At 49.3% G+C, this 22,182-nt stretch carries 21 protein-coding genes, 1 tRNA gene and 1 pseudogene; 18 read left to right on the top strand and 5 right to left on the bottom strand.

All coding sequences use genetic code 11. The features are described 5' to 3' along the window. Window positions 1–79 precede the first annotated feature (79 nt). Window positions 80–1,945, bottom strand: a complete 1,866-nt coding sequence (sppA, locus tag C2M29_RS10260) for a signal peptide peptidase SppA (RefSeq protein WP_105189692.1) — start codon at window positions 1,943–1,945, stop codon at window positions 80–82. 210 nt (window positions 1,946–2,155) lie between these two features. Here sppA and C2M29_RS10265 point away from each other — a divergent pair, with 210 nt between their 5' ends. The 7 genes from C2M29_RS10265 to C2M29_RS10295 all read left to right on the top strand — a co-directional run bounded on the left by C2M29_RS10265 (window position 2,156) and on the right by C2M29_RS10295 (window position 7,486). Beyond that, window positions 2,156–4,126 carry an NADPH-dependent 2,4-dienoyl-CoA reductase gene (locus C2M29_RS10265; protein ID WP_105189693.1) on the top strand — a complete coding sequence of 657 codons (1,971 nt, stop codon included), beginning with the start codon at window positions 2,156–2,158 and terminating at the stop codon, window positions 4,124–4,126. A 143-nt stretch (window positions 4,127–4,269) separates the two neighbouring features. Further along, window positions 4,270–4,959: an HvfX family Cu-binding RiPP maturation protein gene (locus C2M29_RS10270; RefSeq protein ID WP_105190238.1), complete on the top strand. Its 690-nt coding sequence runs from the start codon at window positions 4,270–4,272 to the stop codon at window positions 4,957–4,959. 86 nt (window positions 4,960–5,045) lie between these two features. Next, window positions 5,046–5,597, top strand: coding sequence for an NAD(P)H nitroreductase (locus C2M29_RS10275; RefSeq protein WP_105189694.1), 552 nt, complete (start codon window positions 5,046–5,048; stop codon window positions 5,595–5,597). 187 nt (window positions 5,598–5,784) lie between these two features. Further along, complete coding sequence (locus C2M29_RS10280; protein ID WP_105189695.1) at window positions 5,785–6,162, top strand: hypothetical protein; 378 nt, start codon at window positions 5,785–5,787, stop codon at window positions 6,160–6,162. Window positions 6,163–6,240: 78 nt separating this feature from the next. Further along, a tRNA-Ser gene (locus tag C2M29_RS10285) sits at window positions 6,241–6,331 on the top strand. 79 nt (window positions 6,332–6,410) lie between these two features. After that, window positions 6,411–6,773: a hypothetical protein gene (locus C2M29_RS10290; RefSeq protein ID WP_105189696.1), complete on the top strand. Its 363-nt coding sequence runs from the start codon at window positions 6,411–6,413 to the stop codon at window positions 6,771–6,773. 95 nt (window positions 6,774–6,868) lie between these two features. Then, window positions 6,869–7,486, top strand: coding sequence for an FKBP-type peptidyl-prolyl cis-trans isomerase (locus tag C2M29_RS10295; protein WP_105190239.1), 618 nt, complete (start codon window positions 6,869–6,871; stop codon window positions 7,484–7,486). A 63-nt stretch (window positions 7,487–7,549) separates the two neighbouring features. Here C2M29_RS10295 and C2M29_RS10300 read toward each other — a convergent pair whose 3' ends face one another. Further along, window positions 7,550–8,053 (bottom strand): DUF2062 domain-containing protein, encoded by a 504-nt coding sequence (locus tag C2M29_RS10300; protein WP_105189697.1) that lies wholly within the window; start codon window positions 8,051–8,053, stop codon window positions 7,550–7,552. A 108-nt stretch (window positions 8,054–8,161) separates the two neighbouring features. Here C2M29_RS10300 and C2M29_RS10305 point away from each other — a divergent pair, with 108 nt between their 5' ends. Genes C2M29_RS10305 through tcdA form a run of 7 tightly spaced genes read left to right on the top strand, consistent with a single transcriptional unit; the run spans window position 8,162 to window position 15,485 of the window. Continuing rightward, window positions 8,162–10,291, top strand: coding sequence for a DNA internalization-related competence protein ComEC/Rec2 (locus C2M29_RS10305; RefSeq protein WP_158684711.1), 2,130 nt, complete (start codon window positions 8,162–8,164; stop codon window positions 10,289–10,291). A 59-nt stretch (window positions 10,292–10,350) separates the two neighbouring features. Continuing rightward, on the top strand, window positions 10,351–12,093 hold the full coding sequence (msbA, locus tag C2M29_RS10310; protein ID WP_105190240.1) for a lipid A export permease/ATP-binding protein MsbA: 1,743 nt from the start codon (window positions 10,351–10,353) through the stop codon (window positions 12,091–12,093). Then, window positions 12,093–13,088 (top strand): tetraacyldisaccharide 4'-kinase, encoded by a 996-nt coding sequence (gene lpxK, locus C2M29_RS10315; protein WP_105189699.1) that lies wholly within the window; start codon window positions 12,093–12,095, stop codon window positions 13,086–13,088. The genes msbA and lpxK overlap by 1 nt, the downstream gene beginning before the upstream one ends. A gap of 1 nt (window position 13,089) precedes the next feature. Further along, entirely contained in the window at window positions 13,090–13,287 is a 198-nt protein-coding gene (locus C2M29_RS10320) for a Trm112 family protein (RefSeq protein WP_105189700.1), read from the top strand. Then, window positions 13,275–14,024: a 3-deoxy-manno-octulosonate cytidylyltransferase gene (gene kdsB / locus C2M29_RS10325; protein WP_105189701.1), complete on the top strand. Its 750-nt coding sequence runs from the start codon at window positions 13,275–13,277 to the stop codon at window positions 14,022–14,024. The genes C2M29_RS10320 and kdsB overlap by 13 nt, the downstream gene beginning before the upstream one ends. Then, on the top strand, window positions 14,021–14,686 hold the full coding sequence (locus C2M29_RS10330; RefSeq protein ID WP_105189702.1) for a TIGR01621 family pseudouridine synthase: 666 nt from the start codon (window positions 14,021–14,023) through the stop codon (window positions 14,684–14,686). The genes kdsB and C2M29_RS10330 overlap by 4 nt, the downstream gene beginning before the upstream one ends. Window positions 14,687–14,690: 4 nt before the next feature. Continuing rightward, window positions 14,691–15,485 carry a tRNA cyclic N6-threonylcarbamoyladenosine(37) synthase TcdA gene (tcdA, locus tag C2M29_RS10335; RefSeq protein ID WP_105189703.1) on the top strand — a complete coding sequence of 265 codons (795 nt, stop codon included), beginning with the start codon at window positions 14,691–14,693 and terminating at the stop codon, window positions 15,483–15,485. Window positions 15,486–15,496: 11 nt separating this feature from the next. Here the strand turns inward: tcdA and C2M29_RS10340 are convergent, their stop codons facing one another. From C2M29_RS10340 to C2M29_RS10350, 3 genes and pseudogenes are all read right to left on the bottom strand, one after another. After that, window positions 15,497–15,910: a SufE family protein gene (locus tag C2M29_RS10340; protein WP_105189704.1), complete on the bottom strand. Its 414-nt coding sequence runs from the start codon at window positions 15,908–15,910 to the stop codon at window positions 15,497–15,499. Further along, window positions 15,910–17,121 carry an aminotransferase class V-fold PLP-dependent enzyme gene (locus C2M29_RS10345; protein ID WP_105189705.1) on the bottom strand — a complete coding sequence of 404 codons (1,212 nt, stop codon included), beginning with the start codon at window positions 17,119–17,121 and terminating at the stop codon, window positions 15,910–15,912. The genes C2M29_RS10340 and C2M29_RS10345 overlap by 1 nt, the downstream gene beginning before the upstream one ends. 130 nt (window positions 17,122–17,251) lie before the next feature. Then, window positions 17,252–18,537, bottom strand: a pseudogene (locus C2M29_RS10350) (citrate synthase). Between the two features lie 428 nt (window positions 18,538–18,965). Between C2M29_RS10350 and sdhC the strand changes: the two are divergent. Genes sdhC through C2M29_RS10370 form a run of 4 tightly spaced genes read left to right on the top strand, consistent with a single transcriptional unit; the run spans window position 18,966 to window position 22,182 of the window. Further along, on the top strand, window positions 18,966–19,343 hold the full coding sequence (gene sdhC, locus C2M29_RS10355) for a succinate dehydrogenase, cytochrome b556 subunit (RefSeq protein WP_105254189.1): 378 nt from the start codon (window positions 18,966–18,968) through the stop codon (window positions 19,341–19,343). Then, window positions 19,334–19,681, top strand: a complete 348-nt coding sequence (sdhD, locus tag C2M29_RS10360; RefSeq protein ID WP_105189707.1) for a succinate dehydrogenase, hydrophobic membrane anchor protein — start codon at window positions 19,334–19,336, stop codon at window positions 19,679–19,681. The genes sdhC and sdhD overlap by 10 nt, the downstream gene beginning before the upstream one ends. Further along, window positions 19,682–21,454, top strand: a complete 1,773-nt coding sequence (sdhA, locus tag C2M29_RS10365) for a succinate dehydrogenase flavoprotein subunit (RefSeq protein ID WP_105189708.1) — start codon at window positions 19,682–19,684, stop codon at window positions 21,452–21,454. Window positions 21,455–21,465: 11 nt separating this feature from the next. Continuing rightward, window positions 21,466–22,182: a succinate dehydrogenase iron-sulfur subunit gene (locus tag C2M29_RS10370; protein ID WP_105189709.1), complete on the top strand. Its 717-nt coding sequence runs from the start codon at window positions 21,466–21,468 to the stop codon at window positions 22,180–22,182.

The following is a 22,182-nucleotide window of genomic DNA, read 5'->3' on the forward strand; positions in this document are numbered from 1 at the left end:
GCCCGATAAATGCTATCGGGCTAAGTATACATGCTGTAGCGCCGTGACTAAACGTAGCGCTACGATTTATTTACGAAAATTAATTCGTTACGGTACACACTAAACAGCGGGCATAAATACCTTCTGGGTCGTTAAAGGCTTTAAGCGAGCTAACTTGCTGTTCAATCTGCTCGACGAAATTATCGAACTGCATGGCCGCACCGACGCTGGCGCTTTGCGGTGCTTGCTTGGTAATCAGAGATTGAACCATAGCAGTACCGAACAGGTTTTGAATGAAAATATCCTGTGGCGATAATGGCTGCTCAATAAGCTTCACATCATAGTGCTTAAGGCTCGCCAATTTGGCGGCGGCACTGATGGCAGCCTGTTTATCGCCAAGCTGGTCAACGAGGCCTAATTCTTGAGCCTGAGTCGCTATCCAAACACGGCCCTGAGCGATTTTATCGACTTCTTCAATGGGCAGGCCGCGAGACTCGGACACAACCTTTAAGAAGCGCGCATAGGCGTTTTCAACACTCATTTGAATGGCTTGAGCCAGTTTGTCGTTTAGGCCAAGTAATACGGATGAACCTTTCATCTCAGTGGTGCCGACGCCGTCCGAGTAGATACCCAGTTTTGCGGCGCTGTTTTCAAAGGTCATAATGGTACCGAACACGCCGATAGATCCGGTAATGGTGCTCGGCGCGGCCCAAATCTCATTGGCGGCACTGGCAATCCAGTACCCACCTGAAGCGGCTACCGAACCCATGGATGCAACCACGGGCTTACCCGCTTCTTTTAAGGCGATCACTTCACGACGAATCAATTCCGATGCGAACATGCTGCCACCACCTGAGTCGATACGAAGAACCACGGCCTTAACGCGATCATCGTTACGTGCTTCGCGAAGAAGGGCAGCGGTGCTGTCGCCGCCTATCTCCCCGGCTTTACGATGACCATCAACTATAGTGCCTTTGGCGACGATCACCGCTACTTTTTCGGTTAGCGGATTATCCATAGCCATCGGCAGCTTGAAGGTAGCCAGGTAGTCGTTAAAGCCAATCTGACGGAAGCTGTTGCCGTCATCATCGAGACCGACTAGGTCGATTAGCTGTTGACGCAGCTCTTGATTGTTTTTAAGGGCATCAACCCAACCATACTTGAGCGCGTATTCGGCGCCATTGCCATCAACCTGCTCCAGTTTGCTGAGATAAGTGTCCAGGGTTTCGTCAAAATTGGATTGCTCAAAGCCGCGCAGGGCTGCCACTTCGTCTTTATATTGCTGCCATAGGTGTGACAACCATTCTTTGTTCGCTTCTTTTGCCGCCTGTGACATATCATTGCGGATCAGCGGCTCGACCGCAGATTTAAAGGTACCAACGCGGAACACATGCTGGGTGATCTTGAGCTTGTCCAGGGCATCTTTAAAATACACAGGGTAGACACCAAAGCCTTCGATAGAGACGCCGCCGTATGGGTGTAGATTAATTTCATCGGCGTGAGCCGCCAGGTAATACTGACTTTGGGTGTAATAGTATCCCGTGGCAATAACCGGTTTGCCTTGGGCCTTAAAAGCATCAATGGCTTTCGCGATGGCCGCAAGCTTATTGATATGGGCGCCACCTAGGTTCTGCACATTCAATAGCATGGCTTCGATGCGTTCGTCACTGGCAGCCTTGTTGATCACATCAACCACATCGTCAACCAGGATCTCTGCTGGTTCATCTTGAGCGCCCATAGACTGGGCGAGGGCGGCATCGAGAGGGTCCACATAGCGTTTTTGTTCGACCAGGTAGCCATTGAGGTTTAGGTTAAGCACCGCGCCTTTGGGAACCAGAATCTCGCCATCGTCGCTCGTAATCGAGGCAATCACGACGATAACCAGTGCTATGAAGATGATGTTGACCACAAGGCGGCGGGAAAAGTTAATTCCATCCCATGTGGCTTTTACTACTTTCTTAATCAAAATCAGACCCTTAATTTTAAAATCTGCTCTACACCTAGTTTAGACTTCCATATTAGCCCAAAGACTTCAAAATTTTAAACAGAAAAAAGTAACTAAGTGTTTACAGTTATCTCTGTTTTCGCCACTGCGACTGTCGAATCTACTTGCCGCTGAATGCAAAAATCGCTACTCTCAAACAGGTATGACCAGATTAGTTAGAAGAGGATAGCCATGCTAGAACAACCATTAGAATTAGCGCATGGGCAGATACGAAATCGCCTGGTAATGGGCTCGATGCACACCGGCTTAGAAGAAGGGTGGCATAACCGTAAGCGTTTAGCGGCGTTTTATGAGGAGCGTGCCAAAGGCGGTGTTGGCCTGATTATTACCGGCGGCTATAGCCCCAACCTGCGTGGCAAACTCACCCCCATCTCGTCCTCATTTAATACCTTATTCGATGTGCTCAAGCACAAAAAATACACCCAGGCGGTGCATAAACACGGCGGTAAAATTTGTTTGCAGCTGCTTCATGCGGGCCGTTACGGCTATCACCCTTTTAACTGTGCACCGAGCGCCATTAAGTCGCCGATCACGCCCTATGCCCCTAAAGCCATGACCAAGGGCATGATCAAAAGCACCGTTAAAGATTTTGCCAACAGTGCCCGTTTGGCGCAGCAGGCAGGCTACGATGGCATTGAAATCATGGGTTCAGAGGGGTATTTGATCAATGAATTTATGGCCCCCCATACCAATCAGCGCGACGATGAATACGGCGGTGATAACAGCGGCCGTATGCGTTTTGCCAAGGAAATCGTAGAGGCGGTGCGTGCCCAGGTTAGTGATGAATTTATCATTGTCTTTCGTCTGTCTGTGATGGACCTTATTCCCAATGGCTCCAGTGCTGAAGAAGTCAGCGAACAGGCCAAAGTATTGGCCGCCGCCGGTGTCGATATATTTAATACGGGCATAGGCTGGCATGAGGCAAGGGTGCCGACCATTGCTTCTATGGTACCGCCGGGGGCTTTTCGAGAAGCGTCGCAGCGTTTAAAGGCGGCGACCGATAAACCTGTGATTGCGGTAAATCGTATTAACACTCCAGAGATAGCCAATGAAATACTAGGCGCCGGGCAAGCGGACATGATCTCTATGGCCCGCCCCTTATTGGCCGACCCGGAGCTGTTTAACAAGTATGCGCAGCAGCGCAGCGAGCAGATCAACATCTGTATTGGTTGTAACCAAGGTTGTTTGGACCATGTTTTCAAGGGGCAACGGGCCACCTGTTTGGTTAATCCCTTGGCGGCGTTTGAGCTTGACTTGGCGATTGAACAGGCCGAGAAAAGTAAAAATGTGCTCGTGGTTGGTGCCGGCCCGGCGGGTCTGGCCGCCAGTATTTATTTACGCCAGCGTGGCCATCAGGTCACCTTAATCGAGCGCTCCGATACCACTGGCGGTCAGTTTAACCTGGCCATGCGTATCCCGGGCAAGGAAGACTTTCAATTGGCGCTTAAATATTTTAGCGAAGAAGTGGTGCGCCAGGGCGTGCAACTTCATATGAACACCGCCTATGACGATTCGATGCAAAGTGACTATGATGATATCGTTTTTGCCTGTGGTGTTTCGCCCAGGCAGGCGAATTTTCCTTGCGAAGATGGTAAACGCGTTTACAGCTACGATGAGGTGATCCGCGGTGACGTGGAATTGGGCTCGCGCATCGCTATTCTCGGTGCCGGCGGAATTGGTTTTGATATGGTAGCGTTTTTAACCGAAGAGCATCATCAAAGCATTGCAAATTTTAAGGCGCAGTGGGGTATTGAGCAGCCAGTTGCACTGCATAAGAGCGACAAGAAACTCTACATGCTTAAACGCAGCAGTGGTCGCTTTGGTGCGGGACTAGGCAAGACTACCGGCTGGATCCATCGTCAGGTTGCCAAAATGCACGGCGTCGAGCAAATCGCCGATTGCCAATATGTGCGTTTCGACGCCGAAGGGCTGCATATCACAGTTGCCGGGACGGCAAGGGTGCTTGATGTGGATACTGTGATTGGTTGTATTGGCCAAACGTCTAACGACAGCGAAATCAAACAAGCACAGCAGGGTACAGGTAAAGCCAATCTGCATGTGATTGGCGGTGCCAAATTGGCGGCAGAAATCGATGCCAAGCGCGCCATTAAAGAAGCCCTGATGGTGGCAAGGGAAATTTAATTTCCCGTCCTTATACTCGTTAATTTTAATGCCGCTCAACAGCGGCATTTTTTATGCTTTTAATATTTTTTGTAATAAAAGCAGGGGAATGCAGGTCTTTGTGCTATATCATTAACAGCTTGTTTACTAACAAAGGTTGTCCCATGCACACACGAGTTGCCACTACCCATCAGGAAGTCCCGTTAGGGCCGTTACAGGCTTTTGATGGCTTAGCGCCCTTATTAATGCGCTTAATTTTGGCGCCGGTGATGATCATCGCCGGCTTTAGCAAATTGAACCTAGGTAACAGCCATTTGTCCTGGTCAGACCGAGTGCTCGCCGATCCCAATGTGGTGGCCTGGTTCGGTAATAGTGATTGGGGATTGGGTTTGCCTTTTGCCGATGTGTTTGCATTTTTGGCGGGCTGGGCGGAGTTTGCCGGCGGCTGGTTGCTCCTGGTTGGGTTGTTTACTCGCTTGGTTGCTATTCCTTTGATGATCACCATGGTGGTGGCGGCCACGACTGTCCATTGGGATAACGGCTGGTTTGCCATCACGCCAACCGATACACAAACAAGTCCGGCGCAGGTATTGGATTGGGCCGGCATTGAGGCGGCCCAGAAAAGCCTTGATAACTCTGTGGCGGCGAAAATGCGCCTGGAGGTGATAAAAACCCTGGTCGCCGAACACGGACGCCCAAGCTATTTATATGAGCGCGGCAATATTGTCATTCTCAATAATGGTATCGAGTTTGCTGCTATCTACTTTGTGATGCTGCTGTCGCTCTTTTTTGTTGGCGGCGGTCGTTATGTCAGTTTGGATTACTACCTTGTGCCACGAAGAAGGCGCACCTAAAAGGCTACTAAGGTGCAGCCTCTTATCAGCCTAGGGCGACTGTGGTAGCCTTAGGCTAAAGTACATAAGAGAAAGATCCACCCACAATGAATGCAACAGAGCTGTTATTAAATCGCCAATCCGATAGCCAACTATCTTATCCAGGCCCATCACCACATCAGATGGAACTGATCCAACAAGCGGCATTGCGCGTGCCGGATCACGCCAATCTTGCTCCCTGGCAGTTTATTGTTTTAGAAGATGAGCAACGTGAAGTACTCGGTCGCATCTTTGCTCAGGCTGCCGTGGCCGAAAACATGGGCGAGCGTACCATAGAGCGCGCCGCCAGTTTAGTGGACAGGGCACCCATGGTGATCGTCTGTATAATGAAATACACCCCGCACGACAAGGTGCCTAGAGTCGAGCAAATAGCCAGCGCCTCATGCGCTACCTTTGCCATGCAGCAGGCGGCTTTTGCACAAGGTTTATCGGGGATCTGGCGCACCGGCGCATTTGCTCAATCGCCTACGGTTAAATCCGAGCTGGGGCTCAGTGTCGACGATGAAATTATTGGCTTTTTGTATCTAGGCACGCCCACCTTGGATTGCCCTAAAAAACGTCGTCATCAAGTGGCAGATTTCTTTTCTTATGGTATCTAAGCTAGCTGAGGGCGCCGCACTAACAGAGCAATAAAGTGGTGCCGTCATCTTAGATTAATATTCGCTCATTTATACTCTATTTTTTGCTTAATTAATCACTTTGAGTGGTTTTTTATACCGGTTTTTTTTGTTAGGCTAAGAAATGTACAGAATTGTAACTAACAAAATAATAAGAAGATAAGAGTCAATGGGTAACTTATTCTTAAGAGAAAAAGAGCGTTGGGGATTATGGTCATTTTGGGGTGTAATTGGCGCTATGCTGACCACGTACGTGGCAATGGCCACTGAGGCGCCTTTATACATTACCCTCAGCGCCATGTGCGTAGTGATCTTGGTATCGAGTTGGATGCTTTACAGTAAGCGCTATGATTTTTTGCGTGCCCTCAAGGTCACCGCTTATGTATTGTGTTTTAGCGTGCTACCGGCACTGACTTTGCTAATTATTCCAGCCACAAAACAGCAGCGTGGCGAGCTTATCATGCAAAGCTTGCTGTTTGCTCTGATCGCCCTGATTGGTTGTGTGGTGTGCGCGCTCATTGCCAAGCGTCCTAAACAATATTATTAAACAAGCCCCTCAATGCGGCGAGCGCTCAGGGTTAGACTTTACTTTCGCACCCAAAGCTTTTAATATGCGCGCCAGTTCGGAGAGATGGCAGAGCGGTTGAATGCACCGGTCTTGAAAACCGGCATGGGTTAATAGCCCATCTAGGGTTCAAATCCCTATCTCTCCGCCACCTCATTCTAAAGACCGCCCACGTGGCGGTTTTTTTCGTTATAGTGTCTGGATTCTGATAGCATAATGGAGTTTACAAAATGGCAGCACCGATGCGCATTTTCTTTTGGCTGGCGTTAGCCTTTTTTTACGCCATGGGCTTGGACGTGGTCAATACGCTGGTGCTTGATGCACAGTTGGATACCCTGGCTCAATTGGCGAGTTTTGCCGTCTTCAACCTGTTAGTGGCGCACTTGATAGTCAAGTACGAAACGCAATTTTCCACCTTGTGCGCGCTTTTGGTAGGCTGCCTGGGCATAATTGGCTGTGGCGTTATCTTATGGCCTTGGTTTATCCATATGCCGTATTGGCTATGGGCTTATTTGATCGTGTCCTTATTGGTTTTCACCTGGGCTTGGCCGCTGGTCGCTAAGAAAATGGCGAATATATCGGCAAACAAATAAACATAGCGCCGGTTTTTGGGCGTAAGCCTGACGTACCGTCTTGAGTATGTTACCCTGTGCCCGAATTTTATATTTTCAAAAAGATGGACGATTTTATGTCTGATAAATTTACTACCCATGCAGATAAAGCCAGCTACGGTATTGGCCTGCAAATGGGCGAGCAACTTAAAGCCAACCCTTTTGACGGACTTAACCTGAACTCAGTATTCGAAGGCATGAAAGATGCTTTCACCGGTGAGAGCTTCCAAGTTGAGATCCCTGAAATTCAAGCAGCGTTCGAAAAGATCAATGCTGAAATTCAAGCACGCCGTGAAGAAGAAGCGAAAGTACTTGCCGCTGAAGGCGAAGCTTTCCTTGCTGAAAACGCTAAGCGCGCAGAAGTAACGGTTACCGAGTCTGGCTTACAGTTCGAAGTAATTGAAGCTGGTTCTGGTGAGAAGCCTACTGCTGAATCAACCGTACGTACTCATTACCATGGTACGCTAGTAAATGGCACCGTATTCGATAGTTCATACGAGCGTGGCCAACCTGCTGAATTTCCAGTAGGCGGCGTGATCAAAGGTTGGACCGAAGCATTACAAATGATGCCAGCCGGTTCAAAATGGCGTCTATATATCCCGCACGATCTTGCCTATGGTGAGCGCGGTGCCGGTGCTGCCATTGCGCCTTACTCGACGCTTATCTTCGATATCGAGCTACTTGAAATTCTATAATTTTAAGTGTGATAAAAAACCCGCCAACAGGCGGGTTTTTTTGTTTTTAATTCAGAGCTTAGGCTATTTGCGCGATTCCCATGCCTTTTTCACACCGCGACACCATAAATAGTCAACTAAAATAAACCCTATCAGTGCAGCCAAGGCGCCACAGACTGCAGAGCCGAGTAAAAAGGCCGGGCCTATGGTGGTGAGGCTATCGGTAAGCCATTGCCAGCTGGGCTCAAAGTAAAATTCCTGTTGTGGGTGGCCGAGGATCCAAGTGCCCACCACATAAGAGCAGTAAAAAATAGGTGGCATGGTTAAGGGGTTGGTGATCCACACAAGGGCGATTGAAAGCGGCAAATTAACGCGCAGGGGAATAGCGACGGCCGCAGCTAAAATCATTTGAAAGGGAACTGGAATGAACGCAAAAAACAAGCCAACGGAGAAGGCTCCTCGTGCAGAACGCCTATTTAGGTGCCAGAGATTGGCATCATGTAATAGCCGCCCAAAAATACGAAGCGATTTAAGCTGCTTGATCTTATTATGATCGGGTAAGAACCGTTGAATGGTTTTCTTCGCCATTGGATGGGGCCCTGTACATCTATTGCGCTGTGCAGTGGGTTTTCATTCGGCTGTATTTTGTCACTTTTCACCCCGTCACTGCCAGTACTTTTTACAATAATAGCCATATTGCTAGTTATTCGAACAGTAACTGGTTATTTTATCGGCCAGACCCGTGCCTGCCTGTTCGCACTCCTTTATACCTTAGTCTATTTTCAGGTGTTTTATCATTGGCATGGACCGAAAATTGATAATCGGGTTAGGCAGATAGAAGGGCAGGTGGTGGCCCTCAATGCATTGTCAAATAGCCAATTCGTGACACTGAAACTTAATCAAATTGATCAGTACAAAGTACCTTTTTATCAGAGGGTTATTATTAGTGTACCGGTTGCTGCGAAAATCGAGGTGGCGCTGGGTACCCAGGTCAAAGCACAAACCCGGGTACGCCATAAAAAGTGGCGGGTTAACTTTGCCGTGCGTGACGCACGTATATATGGCTTTTTACACGGGCCTCATCTGGTTGCCTCAAAACCGGTCACGGTTGAAATAGAGACTGTTCAAAGCAATATCGCTCAACGATATCGCTCTTGGCTAGATACACATCTGCGCGATTATCAACTTTATGGCGTCTATAAAGCGCTGCTTAGCGCCGATAGAAGTGCCATCTCTGAAGAGGACAGGCAATTATTTCGCGACACCGGCACCATTCATTTACTCGCCATATCCGGACTGCATATTGCGCTGCTGTACGCGTTTTGCTTTTACGGCATTAAGCTAGTGCTTTGGCTGTTCAGTGCCAGTCTCTTTAGGGGATTACCTCAGGCACACAGCATCAATGGGATTGTCGCGCTGATAGCCCTGATCTTATGTGCGCTCTTTGTGCTGCTGTGCCAATTACCGATTAGTGCACAACGCGCCTGGTTGATGTTGGCACTGTTTGTCGCCTTATATTTTAGTCGGTTACGCTATCAGCTCGGCCACAGTTTGTTGTTGGCATTAACCTTGGTGCTGGTTATCAACCCCTTTGCCCTTTTGGATGTGGGCATGTGGTTTTCTTTTTTTGCGGTGGCGGTCATTTTTGTCGTGCTTAGGCTAAGTACGGGGCGTCATTGGCTGGTGCGTTATCTCTGGGTGCAGCTCAGTTTGTGTTTGGGGTTGGCGCCGCTGAGTTTATTGGTGTTTGGTGGCCTCTCTTGGTCCGCAGCGCTATTCAACCTCTTGTTTGTGCCCCTGGTTAGCTTTATTTTGCTGCCACTGTTAATACTCACTGCTCTAAGCGCTTTTAGGCCTTGGTTGATGGCCTGCTTAGGCGCTTTCGATACGCTTGCAGCTAAGGGGGTAGCCTTCTTGCTGCCTGTAAGTGAGCACTTTTGGTGGTCAAGTTCGCATTTCTCTCTTGCAGTGGTGTTGGCCTGTTATATCGCTATTTTGGCCATGCTCATGCTGCGTAGCTTGTGGCCCGCTTCGTATGCCTTGGTGCTACTAACTGCATTTACTTCGATTGAGCGGGCATGGGCGCCTAGTTGGCAAATGGATGTACTTGATGTCGGTCATGGTTTGAGTATAGTGGTGAGTCGCGGGCGCAAAGCCTTGGTTTATGATCTCGGCGCCAGTTACTTTGGGCGCTATTCCATTGTTGATAATACCTTGTTGCCGTTTATCCAAAGCGAAAACCTAAGCCCAGAGCTGACTCTTCTCTCTCACCGGGATAATGACCATGCCGGCGGCTTAAGGCATTGGCGCGCAGCCGGGTATGGGGAGACATTGGCACGCTTTCATCCTGGAGGGAGGTTGACCTGCAATCAGCATGCGTTGAATTGGCATGGCCTTGAGTTAACTCCCTTGTGGCCGAAGTTTGCAGGTACGAACGACAATGCCAATTCCTGTGTACTGCTTATCTCCGACGGCACATATAAGGTACTGTTAAGTGGTGATATCAGCATGAAGGAAGAAGCCCAGCTGGTAACCCTTAACGCGCTGACACCGGTCGATGTTTTGGTAAGCCCCCATCATGGCAGTCGAACTTCTTCGAGTGCCGCCTATATTAATGTCTTGTCCCCCAGTGAGGTGATTCACTCAAGTAGTGCCCGTACAAATTGGCAGATGCCCCATCCGGATGTGGTGGCCAGATATCAGGCTGTGGGGGCGCGACAATGGCTGACCAAAACCCAAGGCGGAATACGGGTTCAGTTTTACCGCGACAAAATTGTCATTAAGGCGGCAAAAGAGCAGAAAAACTATTGGTTTATCATGGATTGAGTTTTGTTTTTCGCCGCGCAAAGCTACAATAGCCGCTAATGCGTGAATTTGAGAGTCTTATGCAACATAGCGCCACCCAAACCTATAAACGCCTTTTAGGCTACGTAAAAAGCTATAAGTCCGCTGCCATTGTCGCCATCATAGGTATGCTCGGCTATTCGGCCATGGATGCCACCTTCGTTTGGCTGATGCAGCCCTTTATTGACGAAGGCCTTACCGAGCGTAATAGCACAGTATTAGGTTGGGCGCCCTATGTGGTGATTGCGTTGGTTATTGGTCGCGGCACCTTTAACTTTTTATCCAGCTATTGCCTGGCTTATGTCGGCTCGCAGGTGGTGCGTGCTCTGCGTCAAGACCTGTTTGTGCACATGCTTAATTTGCCGGTGAGTTTTCACGATAACCATTCCAACGGCGAGTTGATCTCGAAAATTACCTTTGATACCGAGCAGGTACAGCAGGCCATTACCAAGGCGCTTCTGGTTTTAGTGCGTGAGGGAGCCTATGTGGTGTTCCTGTTAATGGTAATGTTTAACGCCAGCTGGAAGTTAAGTCTTATCTTTTTGGTTATCACCCCCATCGTGGCTGTGATTGTGGCGGTTGTGTCAAAGCGTTTTCGTCGCATCTCCAAAAATATCCAAAATGCCATGGGCGATGTAACTCGCTGCTCTGAGCAAATGCTTGCCGGCCACAAGGTGATCCATGGCTTCAACGGCCAACAACTTGAAACCGAACGATTTGGCCGAGTTAACAACCTTAACCGTTTACAACGGGTAAAAATGGATGCCACTAAGGCCCTAAGCGTGTCGGTTATTCAAATTCTGGCGGCTTCGTCTATGGCGGTGATCTTAGTTTTAATCTCTATGCCAGGCATGATCGACAGCATCACCTCAGGCACCTTTGTGACCTTGATTTCATCTATGATGTTGATGTTGCGCCCGTTAAAGCAGTTGTCTAACGTCAATAGCGAATTACAAAGAGGGATTGCCGCGGCGCAAAGTATTTTTGCCGTACTCGATACCGAGATTGAAAAAGATAATGGCAAGCAGGAGCTTACCAAAGCCAAGGGCCATATCGAAATTAAGGATTTGTCCTTCGCTTACCCAAGCAATGCTGAGCCGGTCATTAAGAATTTGAATCTGGATGTGAAACCGGGTACCAATATTGCGCTGGTGGGACGCTCGGGATCGGGTAAGTCGACCTTGTCGAATCTGTTGCCGCGATATTACGATGTAGAACCCAGTAACGCCATTACCCTCGATGGTGTCCCACTGTGTGATTATAAGCTGCGCAGCCTGCGTCAACAGTTTGCCATCGTATCGCAGCAGGTGGTGCTTTTTAATGACACCATAGCCAATAACATCATGTATGGCCTCGACACCCCACTCAGTGAAAAAGATCTGATTGATGTCGCTAAAAAGGCGCACGTCTGGGAGTTTGTAAAAGATCTGCCACAGGGGTTAAATACCCTGGTCGGAGAAGACGGGGTAATGCTCTCTGGCGGTCAGCGTCAACGCATTGCCATTGCCCGAGCCATAGTTAAAGATGCGCCAATTCTTATTTTAGATGAAGCGACATCGGCGCTCGATACCGAATCCGAAAAGCTGATCCAAAATGCCCTGGAATCGCTAATGCGTGATAAAACGGCCATTATCATCGCCCACCGTTTATCGACCATAGAGCAGGTTGATTGCATTTATGTCCTCGACCAAGGGCGTATTATTGAGCAGGGAACCCATCAGGAGCTACTTACTCAAGATGGCACCTATGCAGCACTGGCTAAAATGCAGCAGGGCGAGAATTAATGGCGGATACGGAAAACGGCTTCGGCAAACGTCTGGAGCGGGCCTGGTATCAAAAGGGTGACTGGCTGGCATACGTCATGTTGCCCCTTAGCGGACTCTTTTGGCTGTTAAGTTCGCTTAATCGGCTGTTATTTCGTCTGCAGATTAAAAAAGCGTATCGCGCCCCGGTGCCTGTCATAGTCGTTGGCAACATCAGCGTCGGCGGCAACGGCAAAACCCCCATGACTATTTATTTGGCTGAGTTGCTCAAGCAACAAGGCAAGCGGGTAGGGATCATCACTCGCGGATACGGTGCCCAGCCGCCCTATACTCCCTTTATGGTTGATGGCCAATGCGACACGCAAACAGGGGGCGACGAGCCCGTGTTATTGGCGCAACGCACCGGGTGTCCAGTGATCATCGGTGGTGATCGCCGGGCCAGCATCGAGAAAATGATGTCCGAACATCAAATTGATGTCATTATCAGCGATGACGGCCTGCAGCATTATGCTTTGGCCCGAGATATTGAACTGTGCATCGTCGATGCCGAGCGGCTATTTGGCAATGGCTTGCTGATGCCCGCCGGACCACTGCGCGAAGGGCAGTGGCGATTAAAAACCGTCGATCTCGTTATTTACAACGGGCAAGCGGGTGAACAGCAGCCAGCGTATCGGCTGGCGCCCAGTGGTATGTTCGGCGTTGCCGATGATAGGAGTATCACGCCGCCTTATACACCGGGCGTGGCCGTCAGTGCCATAGGCAATCCGCAGCGCTTTGAGCGCAGCTTGGTACAGCTCGGCATTGAGCTTACCGGCTATCGCCATTTTCGCGATCATCATCAATATCAAAGTGCCGATTTGCCTAGCAAGGGCGCGGTGTATATGACCGAAAAAGACGCGGTAAAATGTCGCGCCTTTGGCCATCGGCAATGTTATTATTTACGCGTTGATGCCAAGGCCAATGAGGTCCTGAAGCAACAATTGCACAGCCTACTTAAACGTAAAGGGGTCATTTAACATGGCGTTTGATACCAAGTTGTTAGAAATCATTGCTTGTCCGGTTACCAAGGGCAAGCTGCATTACGATAAAGAAAATCAAGAACTGATCAGCACCGCTGCCAAATTGGCCTATCCGGTTCGCGATGACATCCCCGTCTTACTTGAAAGTGAAGCGCGGGAGCTGAGCAGCGAAGAGGTAGAGAAGTGGAATTCGTAGTTATTATTCCTGCTCGATATGCTTCAACTCGGCTGCCGGCCAAGCCGCTGGCCGAAATCCATGGTAAGCCGATGATCCAGCATGTCTATGAGCGAGCTCAGGCATCGGGAGCCAGGGCCGTGTATATTGCCACCGATCATCCTGACGTTGAACAAGCCTGCTCGGCGTTTGGCGCAGAGGTGGTAATGACCCGCGAAGACCATCAATCGGGCACAGAACGCCTGGCCGAGGTGGTCACTAAACTTGGTCTAAGTGACGACACCCTGGTCGTAAACGTGCAGGGTGATGAACCCCTGTTGGCGCCAGAAAATGTTTCTCAGGTAGCTCGTTTGTTAGATGGCAATGATGCGCCTATGGCGACTCTGTCGACACCGGTTATTGATGCCGAAGAGGCGCTTAACCCCAATGCCGTTAAGGTCGTGAGCAACACCAGCGATAACGCCTTGTATTTCTCGCGCGCGCCCATCCCGTATCACCGTGATGCCTTATTAGCAAAACAATGTGAGCTGGACTTTAGCCATATGCAACGTCATATCGGTATTTACGCCTACCGTGCCGGGTTTATCTCGCAATACATTGAATTGACACCTTCACCGATTGAAAAGCTCGAATCTTTAGAGCAACTGCGCGTCTTGTATCATGGTTACACCATTAAGATAGCTGAGGCCGAAGTGGTGCCTGCGGCGGGCGTCGATACCCCCGAAGACTTAGCGCGTGTGATTTCGACTCTACAATGAAGCCATTGCAGCTAGTCGCCAAAGAGTGCGACTTTATTGTCGTTAATAAGCCTGCCGGTTTGAATTTTCATTGTGAAGAGGAAAGCCCGGGCTTGGTTGCCTTGGCTTCGGAGCAGTTTGGCCTGCCGCTGTTCCCCGTGCACCGCCTCGACAAGGTGACCTCCGGGCTGGTGCTCTTACCGACAAGCTCCGAGGCGGCGGCGCGCTTTACCGAGCTCTTTACCAGCCGGCAGGTAAATAAATACTATTTAGCCTTGGCCAGTGATAAACCCAAGAAAAAGCAAGGTTGGGTCAAGGGCGATATGGTCAAGGCCCGGCGCGGCGCATTTAAACTACTTAAAAGCCAAGAAAACCCAGCCATCACACGGTTTTATTCTTATTCTTTGGCACCTAAGGTGCGCGGCTTTGTCCTTAAACCTTACAGTGGCAAAACCCACCAACTTAGGGTCGCCATGAAATCCCTGTCGGCGCCCATTATTGGCGATAAGCTCTATGGTGGGGTGGCGGCGGATCGCACGTATTTGCATGCCTATGCATTACAATTTGAATATCAACAACAGAATTTTCAATTCTATATGCCACCGGGCGAGGGCGAGTTAAATCAGCACATGACTGAACTGACCAGCCAATTCGCCGAGCAACCCTGGCAATTAGAGTGGTAGATACATGACACAAGATTACGAACTCAGGTTTGGTGGCATTGGCCGCCTTTATGGTCAGCAGCAGTCTCAATGGTTAAGCGAAGCGCATTTTTGCGTCATTGGCATAGGCGGCGTAGGCAGTTGGGTCGCCGAAGCGCTGGCACGTACCGGGGTGGGTAAACTCACCCTGATAGATTTGGACGATATCTGTGTAACCAATACTAACAGGCAGATTCACGCCCATCGCAACAGTGTCGGTGAGGCCAAGGTAGATGCCATGAAGGCTCGCTGCGAGCTGATCAACCCAGACATTGAAGTCAGTGTTATCGACGATTTTATTACCTTGGATAATTACCGTGAGCATATTCAGGGCTTTGATTATGTGATCGATGCCATTGACGCGGTGAAAGAAAAGGCTGCGTTAATCGCTCATTGTAAGCGCAACAAGATGCCTATCATCACCACAGGCGGCGCCGGTGGGCAGACAGATCCGAGCGAAATTAAGTTTGGCGATGTTGCCAAAACCACGCATGACCCCTTGCTTGCCAAGGTGCGTTATATCTTGCGTAAGCAGTATAACTTCAGTTCTAACCCTAAGCGTAAATTCGACGTGGATTGTATATACTCAACCGAGCAATTGGTTTATCCCGATGGTCAAGGCCAGGTGTGCAAGGCCAAGCAAGCGGCGGACTCGAGTATGAATATGGACTGCGCGACTGGTTTTGGCTCGGCCACCATGGTTACGGGCACCTTCGGCTTTTTCGCCGCCGCCAAGGCGGTGCGCAAATATTTAGATAAACGCGCACGCCAGGCAAAATAGTCTGAGACTTTTTAAAGGTGCTGTTGTGCAAACGCGTTAATTTGCTGCACGATGGCTCGAATGCCATTGCCTCTGGATGGGCTGAGGTGCTTAAGTAACCCTAGCTCATCAAATTCTTGCTCGGCGTCAATAGCCACAACCTGCGCCGGGGTCTTGTGTCGGTACATCAGTAAGATCACCGCCAACAGGCCCTTAACGATACGGGTATCCGAGTCGGCAATGATCAGCAGTTGGTCTTCTTGCGGGGTAAAATCGATATACATCCACACATTGCTTTCACAACCGGCTACCTTAGCGTCGTCTACCTTCAACTCATTCGCCATCATGGGTAGTTCTTTACCCAGTAGCATTAACTCACGGTAACGCTGCTGCCAACCGCCTAAGGCAATAAACTTGGTTTTTAATTCGTCAAAACTGGCTACCATCAGGCTATCATCTCCAAGGTATTGGCTAATGCTGTAATAAAGGCATCGACGTCGGCCTTATTATTGTAAAACGCCAGGCTCACTCGTACTGTCCCGTTTACACCGAGCGCCGACATAAGTGGTTGTGCACAATGGTGGCCGTGGCGCAGGGCGATGCCTTCCATATCCATCAGTGTCGCTAAATCATAGGGGTGCTCGCCCGAGACCACAAAGCTGATGGTGCCTATGTTGTTGTTAAGGTCTCCCAATATCCGCACCTGACTGAATTGGGCTATTTGGGACTGCAAATAGGCAAAGAGCTGCAGTTCGTGTGCGCGTAATTGCGCGAGCTCAAGGGCGTTAAGGTAATCGATAGCGGCACCAAAACCCAGTACGCCGGCGATATTCGGGGTGCCGGTTTCAAATTTGCCCGGCGGCGGATTGAATTGCGCCTCATTGATGGTGACCTTGGTAACCATCTCGCCTCCAGTTTGAAACACCTCAAGCGCTTCCAAACATGGATAACGACCATAGAGGCCGCCAATACCGGTGGGGCCAAGGCATTTATGGGCGGAGAACACAAAAAAGTCACAATCTAAGGCTTTTACGTCCGGACGTAAGTGCAGCAGGGATTGGGCACCATCTACCAGAGTCAGGCCACCATGGGCTTTAGCTGCCTTGATAAGCGTGTGCACCGGCTGGATATTGCCAAGGGCGTTGGAAGCCTGGCTGATGGCCAATACCTTAGGCTTTAACGCTTCGATCAGAGCCAACGCCGATTTGGTCTCTATTATGCCCTGGTCGTTGACTGGGATGGCACGTAATGTGGCGCCGCTGCGCTTAGCCAATTGTTGCCAGGGGACTATGTTGGCGTGATGCTCAAGTTCGCTAATGAGGATCACATCACCTTTACCCAGACGATGCGTCAGGCCATAGGCCACAAGGTTGATGGCTTCGGTCGCACCCTTGGTCCAAACCAGTTCGTTGGCATGACAATTGATGAATTCAGCGACTTTGGCGCGGGCCAGTTCGTAGCCTTTTGTAGCGTCACTACTGAGCCTGTGCGCGCCACGGTGTACATTTGCGTTGCCATTTTCATAAAAATGACTGACGGCGTCTATGACACATTGCGGCTTTTGACTGGTAGCCGCGGAATCGAGATAGACGATCCCCTGCTGTTGGTGGTGGGTAAGGGCAGGGAAGTCGCTGCGAATAGCCTCGATATCAAACATAAGGGCGGTAAGTCACTTCTAGCGCGAAATTAATGGCCGTCATTGTAGAGAATTGCATTTAAATGGTAAATAAAAAGGCCAGCATAAAGCTGGCCTATTACAAATATAATGCTGGATTATGGCTAATCGCTTAGCGCTTATCCTGACTTACATAATCACGCTTGGTCGCGCCTTTATACAGCTGTCGTGGACGGCTGACTTGTGACCAGGCTGAGATAGCATTTCATCCCAGTGAGAGATCCAACCAACGGTACGCGCCATAGCAAAGATCACGGTGAACATGCTGGTAGGAATACCAATCGCCTTAAGAATGATACCTGAGTAGAAGTCTACGTTCGGGTATAGTTTCTTCTCTACGAAGTACGGATCTTCTAGCGCGATTTGCTCTAGACGCATTGCTACGTCTAGTAGAGGATCTTCGATATTCAGCTCTTTAAGCACTTCGTGACAGGTTTCGCGCATTACCGTAGCGCGTGGGTCGAAGTTCTTATAAACACGGTGACCAAAGCCCATTAGACGGAACGGATCATTCTTGTCTTTTGCTTTGGCAACGTATTCGTCGATGCGATCAACTGAACCGATTTCCTGCAGCATGGTCAAGCAGGCTTCGTTAGCGCCGCCGTGTGCTGGACCCCACAGTGATGCGATACCCGCAGCGATACACGCATAAGGGTTAGCGCCTGAAGAACCAGCGATACGTACTGTCGACGTAGACGCGTTTTGTTCGTGGTCAGCGTGCAACATGAAGATACGGTCCATTGCTTTAGCTAGCACTGGGCTTACCTTGTACTCTTCAGAAGGCACTGAGAACATCATGTGTAGGAAGTTCTCGGCGTAGCTCAAATCGTTACGTGGGTAAACGAAAGGCTGACCGATGGTGTATTTGTAAGCCATTGCCGCGATAGTAGGCAACTTAGCTACCAGGCGGATTGCGCTGCGCTTACGCTGTGCAGGGTCTGCAATGTCCAGGTCCTGGTGGTAGAAAGACGACATAGCACCAACCACGCCACATAGCATCGCCATTGGATGCGCATCAACGCGGAAGCCCTGGAAGAAAGCCGCAACCTTCTCGTGCACCATGGTGCTTAGGGTGATTGAGTTTGAGAACTTCTCAAGCTGTTCTTCAGTTGGCAGTTCGCCGTTTAGAAGTAGGTAGCAAAGCTCGGTGTAGTTTGAGTGCTGTGCTAGCTGGTCGATAGGGTAGCCGCGGTGTAGTAGTACACCTTTGGCGCCATCGATGTAGGTGATAGATGAGTCACAAGAGCCAGTCGACATAAAACCTGGGTCGTAAGTGAAGTAACCGTGAGAGCCCAAGGTACGAACGTCGATAACGTCTTGACCCGCAGTGCCTTCATAAATTGGAAGCTCGATCGGGTCGTGTCCATCAATATGAACTGTGGCTTTCTTATCTGCCATCTATTTATCTCCTAATAAGAATAACAAGCTGTTGCTGTTATGCATGATACTAATGTTAAGCAAATTGCGATCATTCTAACGTACAAGAGGGGTAGAAAGTCAATTTTAATGCATATTCGTATAATAAATATTCCTCGCAGATTAAATATTATACCAATGGCTAATTCGCAAACCTGCGAGACTAAACAAGAATTGTAATATCCTCTACAGACTTATATACTGTCTGAGGTTCAATACCGTAACGTCTTTGAGTAAACCGATTAGGACAAATCAGTGGAAATTCGCTTTAAAGTCGAACACCTAAAGTGAATCTTTCGCATGTCTGCGGTTTATTTCTGTGAGCGCATTTATGCAGCAATGCATAAATGGTTATAAAAACAATGTAGATGGCTCTATTTTTTCAATGTGAGCAAGATGGGCAAGTAACTGTGAAAAAGCAAAGACCTGTAAATCTCGATCTAACGACCATCTCTATGCCAGCAACGGCCAAAGCTTCAATTCTTCACCGCGTCACCGGTGTAGCAATGTTCTTTGCCTTGACCTTTGTGATTTGGGCATGGGCTGAGTCTTTATCTTCTCCGGAAGGATTTGAATTTGTCAAAAGCCTGTTAACCGGGTTTGTTGCCAAATTTATCGCCTGGGGTACCCTCACCGTTCTTTCGTATCACTTCATCGCAGGTGTACGCCACTTAATCCAAGATTTGGGTCCGTGGAAAGAATTAGACTCAGCTAACGCGACTGCAAAAGCTGGTTTCGTGTTGTGGGTAATTGTTGCTGTTCTAGCGGGAGTTTGGCTATGGTCTTAAATCAAGCATCTCTTAAGCGCAATGGCGTTCAGGATTTCGTATCTCTTCGTGCAACGGCGCTAGTAATCAGCGCATACGCACTATTTATTATTGGTTATCTGCTTTGCACTCCAGCACTAACCTATGAAGCATGGTCAGGCCTTTTTGGCAACCTAGCAATGAAAGTGTTCACACTTGTGGCACTGACTTGCATCATGGTTCATGCACGTATCGGCCTTTGGCAGGTACTAACTGACTACGTAAAGAACGCTCAGCTACGCGCGTTTCTTGGCTTCGTACTAAACCTTATGGCGCTTACTTACGTAGTAATCGGCCTATTCGTTCTATGGGGTGTTTAAGTGAAATATTCAGTTCGCGAATTTGATGCGGTAGTAATTGGTGCCGGCGGCGCGGGTATGCGTGCAGCACTAGCTATCACCGAATCGGGCAAGTCTTGTGCTCTTATTTCTAAAGTTTTCCCAACTCGTTCTCACACTGTATCGGCGCAGGGCGGTATTACCGTAGCGCTAGGTAACTCGCACGAGGATAACTGGGAATGGCACATGTACGATACCGTTAAAGGTTCTGATTACATCGGTGACCAAGACGCTATCGAATACATGTGTAAAACTGGCCCGGAAGCGATCACCGAGCTAGAAAACATGGGTCTTCCATTTTCACGTTTTGAAAATGGCCGTGTTTATCAGCGTCCTTTCGGCGGTCAGTCGAAAAATTTTGGTGGTGAGCAGGCTGCTCGTACAGCGGCTGCCGCAGACCGTACAGGTCACGCGCTTCTTCACTGCCTATACCAGCAGAACGTTAAAAACAAAACCAACGTTTATTCTGAATGGTATGCACTTGATCTAGTTAAGAACGACGACGGTGCCGTTGTTGGTTGTACAGCAATCGACATCGAGACCGGTGAAGTTGTTTACTTCAAGTCTAAAGCGGTTGTTCTTGCAACAGGTGGTGCAGGTCGTATCTTCGCCTCAACCACAAATGCGCACATCAACACAGGTGACGGTGTTGGTATGGCAACACGTGCCGGTGTGGCAATGCAGGACATGGAAATGTGGCAGTTCCACCCAACCGGTATCGCCGGTGCCGGTGTACTCGTGACTGAAGGCTGTCGTGGTGAAGGTGGTTATCTTTTAAATAAAGATGGCGAGCGTTTCATGGAGCGTTATGCACCAAACGCTAAAGACCTTGCTTCTCGTGACGTTGTTGCTCGTTCAATGATGACAGAGATCCGTGAAGGTCGTGGTTGTGAAGGTCCATGGGGTCCACACATCAAGCTTAAGCTAGACCACCTGGGTGAAGAAACGCTTAACCTACGTCTTCCTGGCGTATGTGACCTGGCGAAAACATTCGCTCACGTTGACCCAGCAAAAGAGCCAATTCCAGTAATCCCAACCTGTCACTATATGATGGGTGGTGTACCGACCAACGTAAATGGTCAGGTATTGAGCGTTGATGCACAAGGCAACGACAAGCTGATTGAAGGTCTATTCGCGGTAGGTGAAATTGCCTGTGTATCTGTACACGGTGCTAACCGTCTAGGTGGTAACTCACTGCTTGACCTTGTAGTATTCGGCCGTGCCGCGGGTAACTTCCTAGGTACTTACCTGAACGACTACCAAGCGCAGCGTGAAGCTTCAACTGACAACATTGACGGTGCCCTTGCGCGCTTCAATCGTTGGGAAACGTCTAAACCTGGTCAAGGTGAAGACCCAGTGCAAATTAAGAAAGACCTACAACAGTGCATGCAGCTTAACTTCTCGGTATTCCGCGAAGGTGATGCTATGGCGACTGGTCTTAAAGAGCTTAAAGAAATCCGTGAGCGTCTTCAGTTCGCCCGTCTTGATGACAAATCAAGCGACTTCAATACTCAACGTATTGAATGTCTAGAACTAGATAACCTGATGGAAACTGCTTACTCGACAGCGGTTGCTGCAAACTTCCGTACCGAGAGCCGTGGTGCACACTCACGCTTCGACTTCCCAGAGCGTGATGATGACAACTGGCTATGTCACAGTATCTACAACCCTGAGACAGAGCAGATGTCAAAACGTGACGTTAACTACGCGCCTAAGCTACGTGAAGCGTTCCCACCTAAAGCTCGTACTTACTAGGAGAGATGACGATGGCAACTTTAGAATTATCTGTTTATCGTTACAATCCAGATGTGGATAACGCACCGCGCATGCAGGACTACACCCTAGAGGTGGAAGAAGGCCGCGATATGATGGTGCTTGATGCCTTGATTCTGTTAAAAGAACAAGATCCAAGCCTGGCATTCCGTCGTTCTTGCCGCGAAGGTGTATGTGGTTCTGACGGTGTTAACATGAACGGCAAAAACGGCCTTGCCTGTATCACGCCTATTTCTGCGTTGCAGAAAAACGGCAAAGGTAAGGTAGTTATTCGTCCACTTCCAGGTCTACCGGTAGTGCGCGACCTCGTAATTGATATGACTCAGTTCTATACCCAATACGAGAAAGTGAAGCCGTACCTAATCAATGACACGCCGGCAGCAGGCGAGCGCCTTCAATCAATTGAAGAGCGTGACAAGCTTGACGGCCTATACGAGTGTATCTTGTGTGCGTGTTGTTCTACTTCTTGTCCGAGTTTCTGGTGGAACCCAGACAAATTTATTGGCCCAGCTGGCTTGTTACACGCTTATCGCTTCTTGGCGGATAGCCGTGATACAGCAACCGAAGAACGCTTGGCCGATTTGGACGACGCATTTAGCGTATTCCGTTGTCACAACATCATGAACTGTGTCAACGTGTGCCCGAAAGGCTTGAATCCGACTAAAGCGATTGGTCAAATCAAATCAATGCTTCTTAATCGTTCTGTTTAA

It is taken from the genome of Pseudoalteromonas sp. T1lg48 (genome assembly GCF_002964785.1).
GTDB lineage: Bacteria > Pseudomonadota > Gammaproteobacteria > Enterobacterales > Alteromonadaceae > Pseudoalteromonas.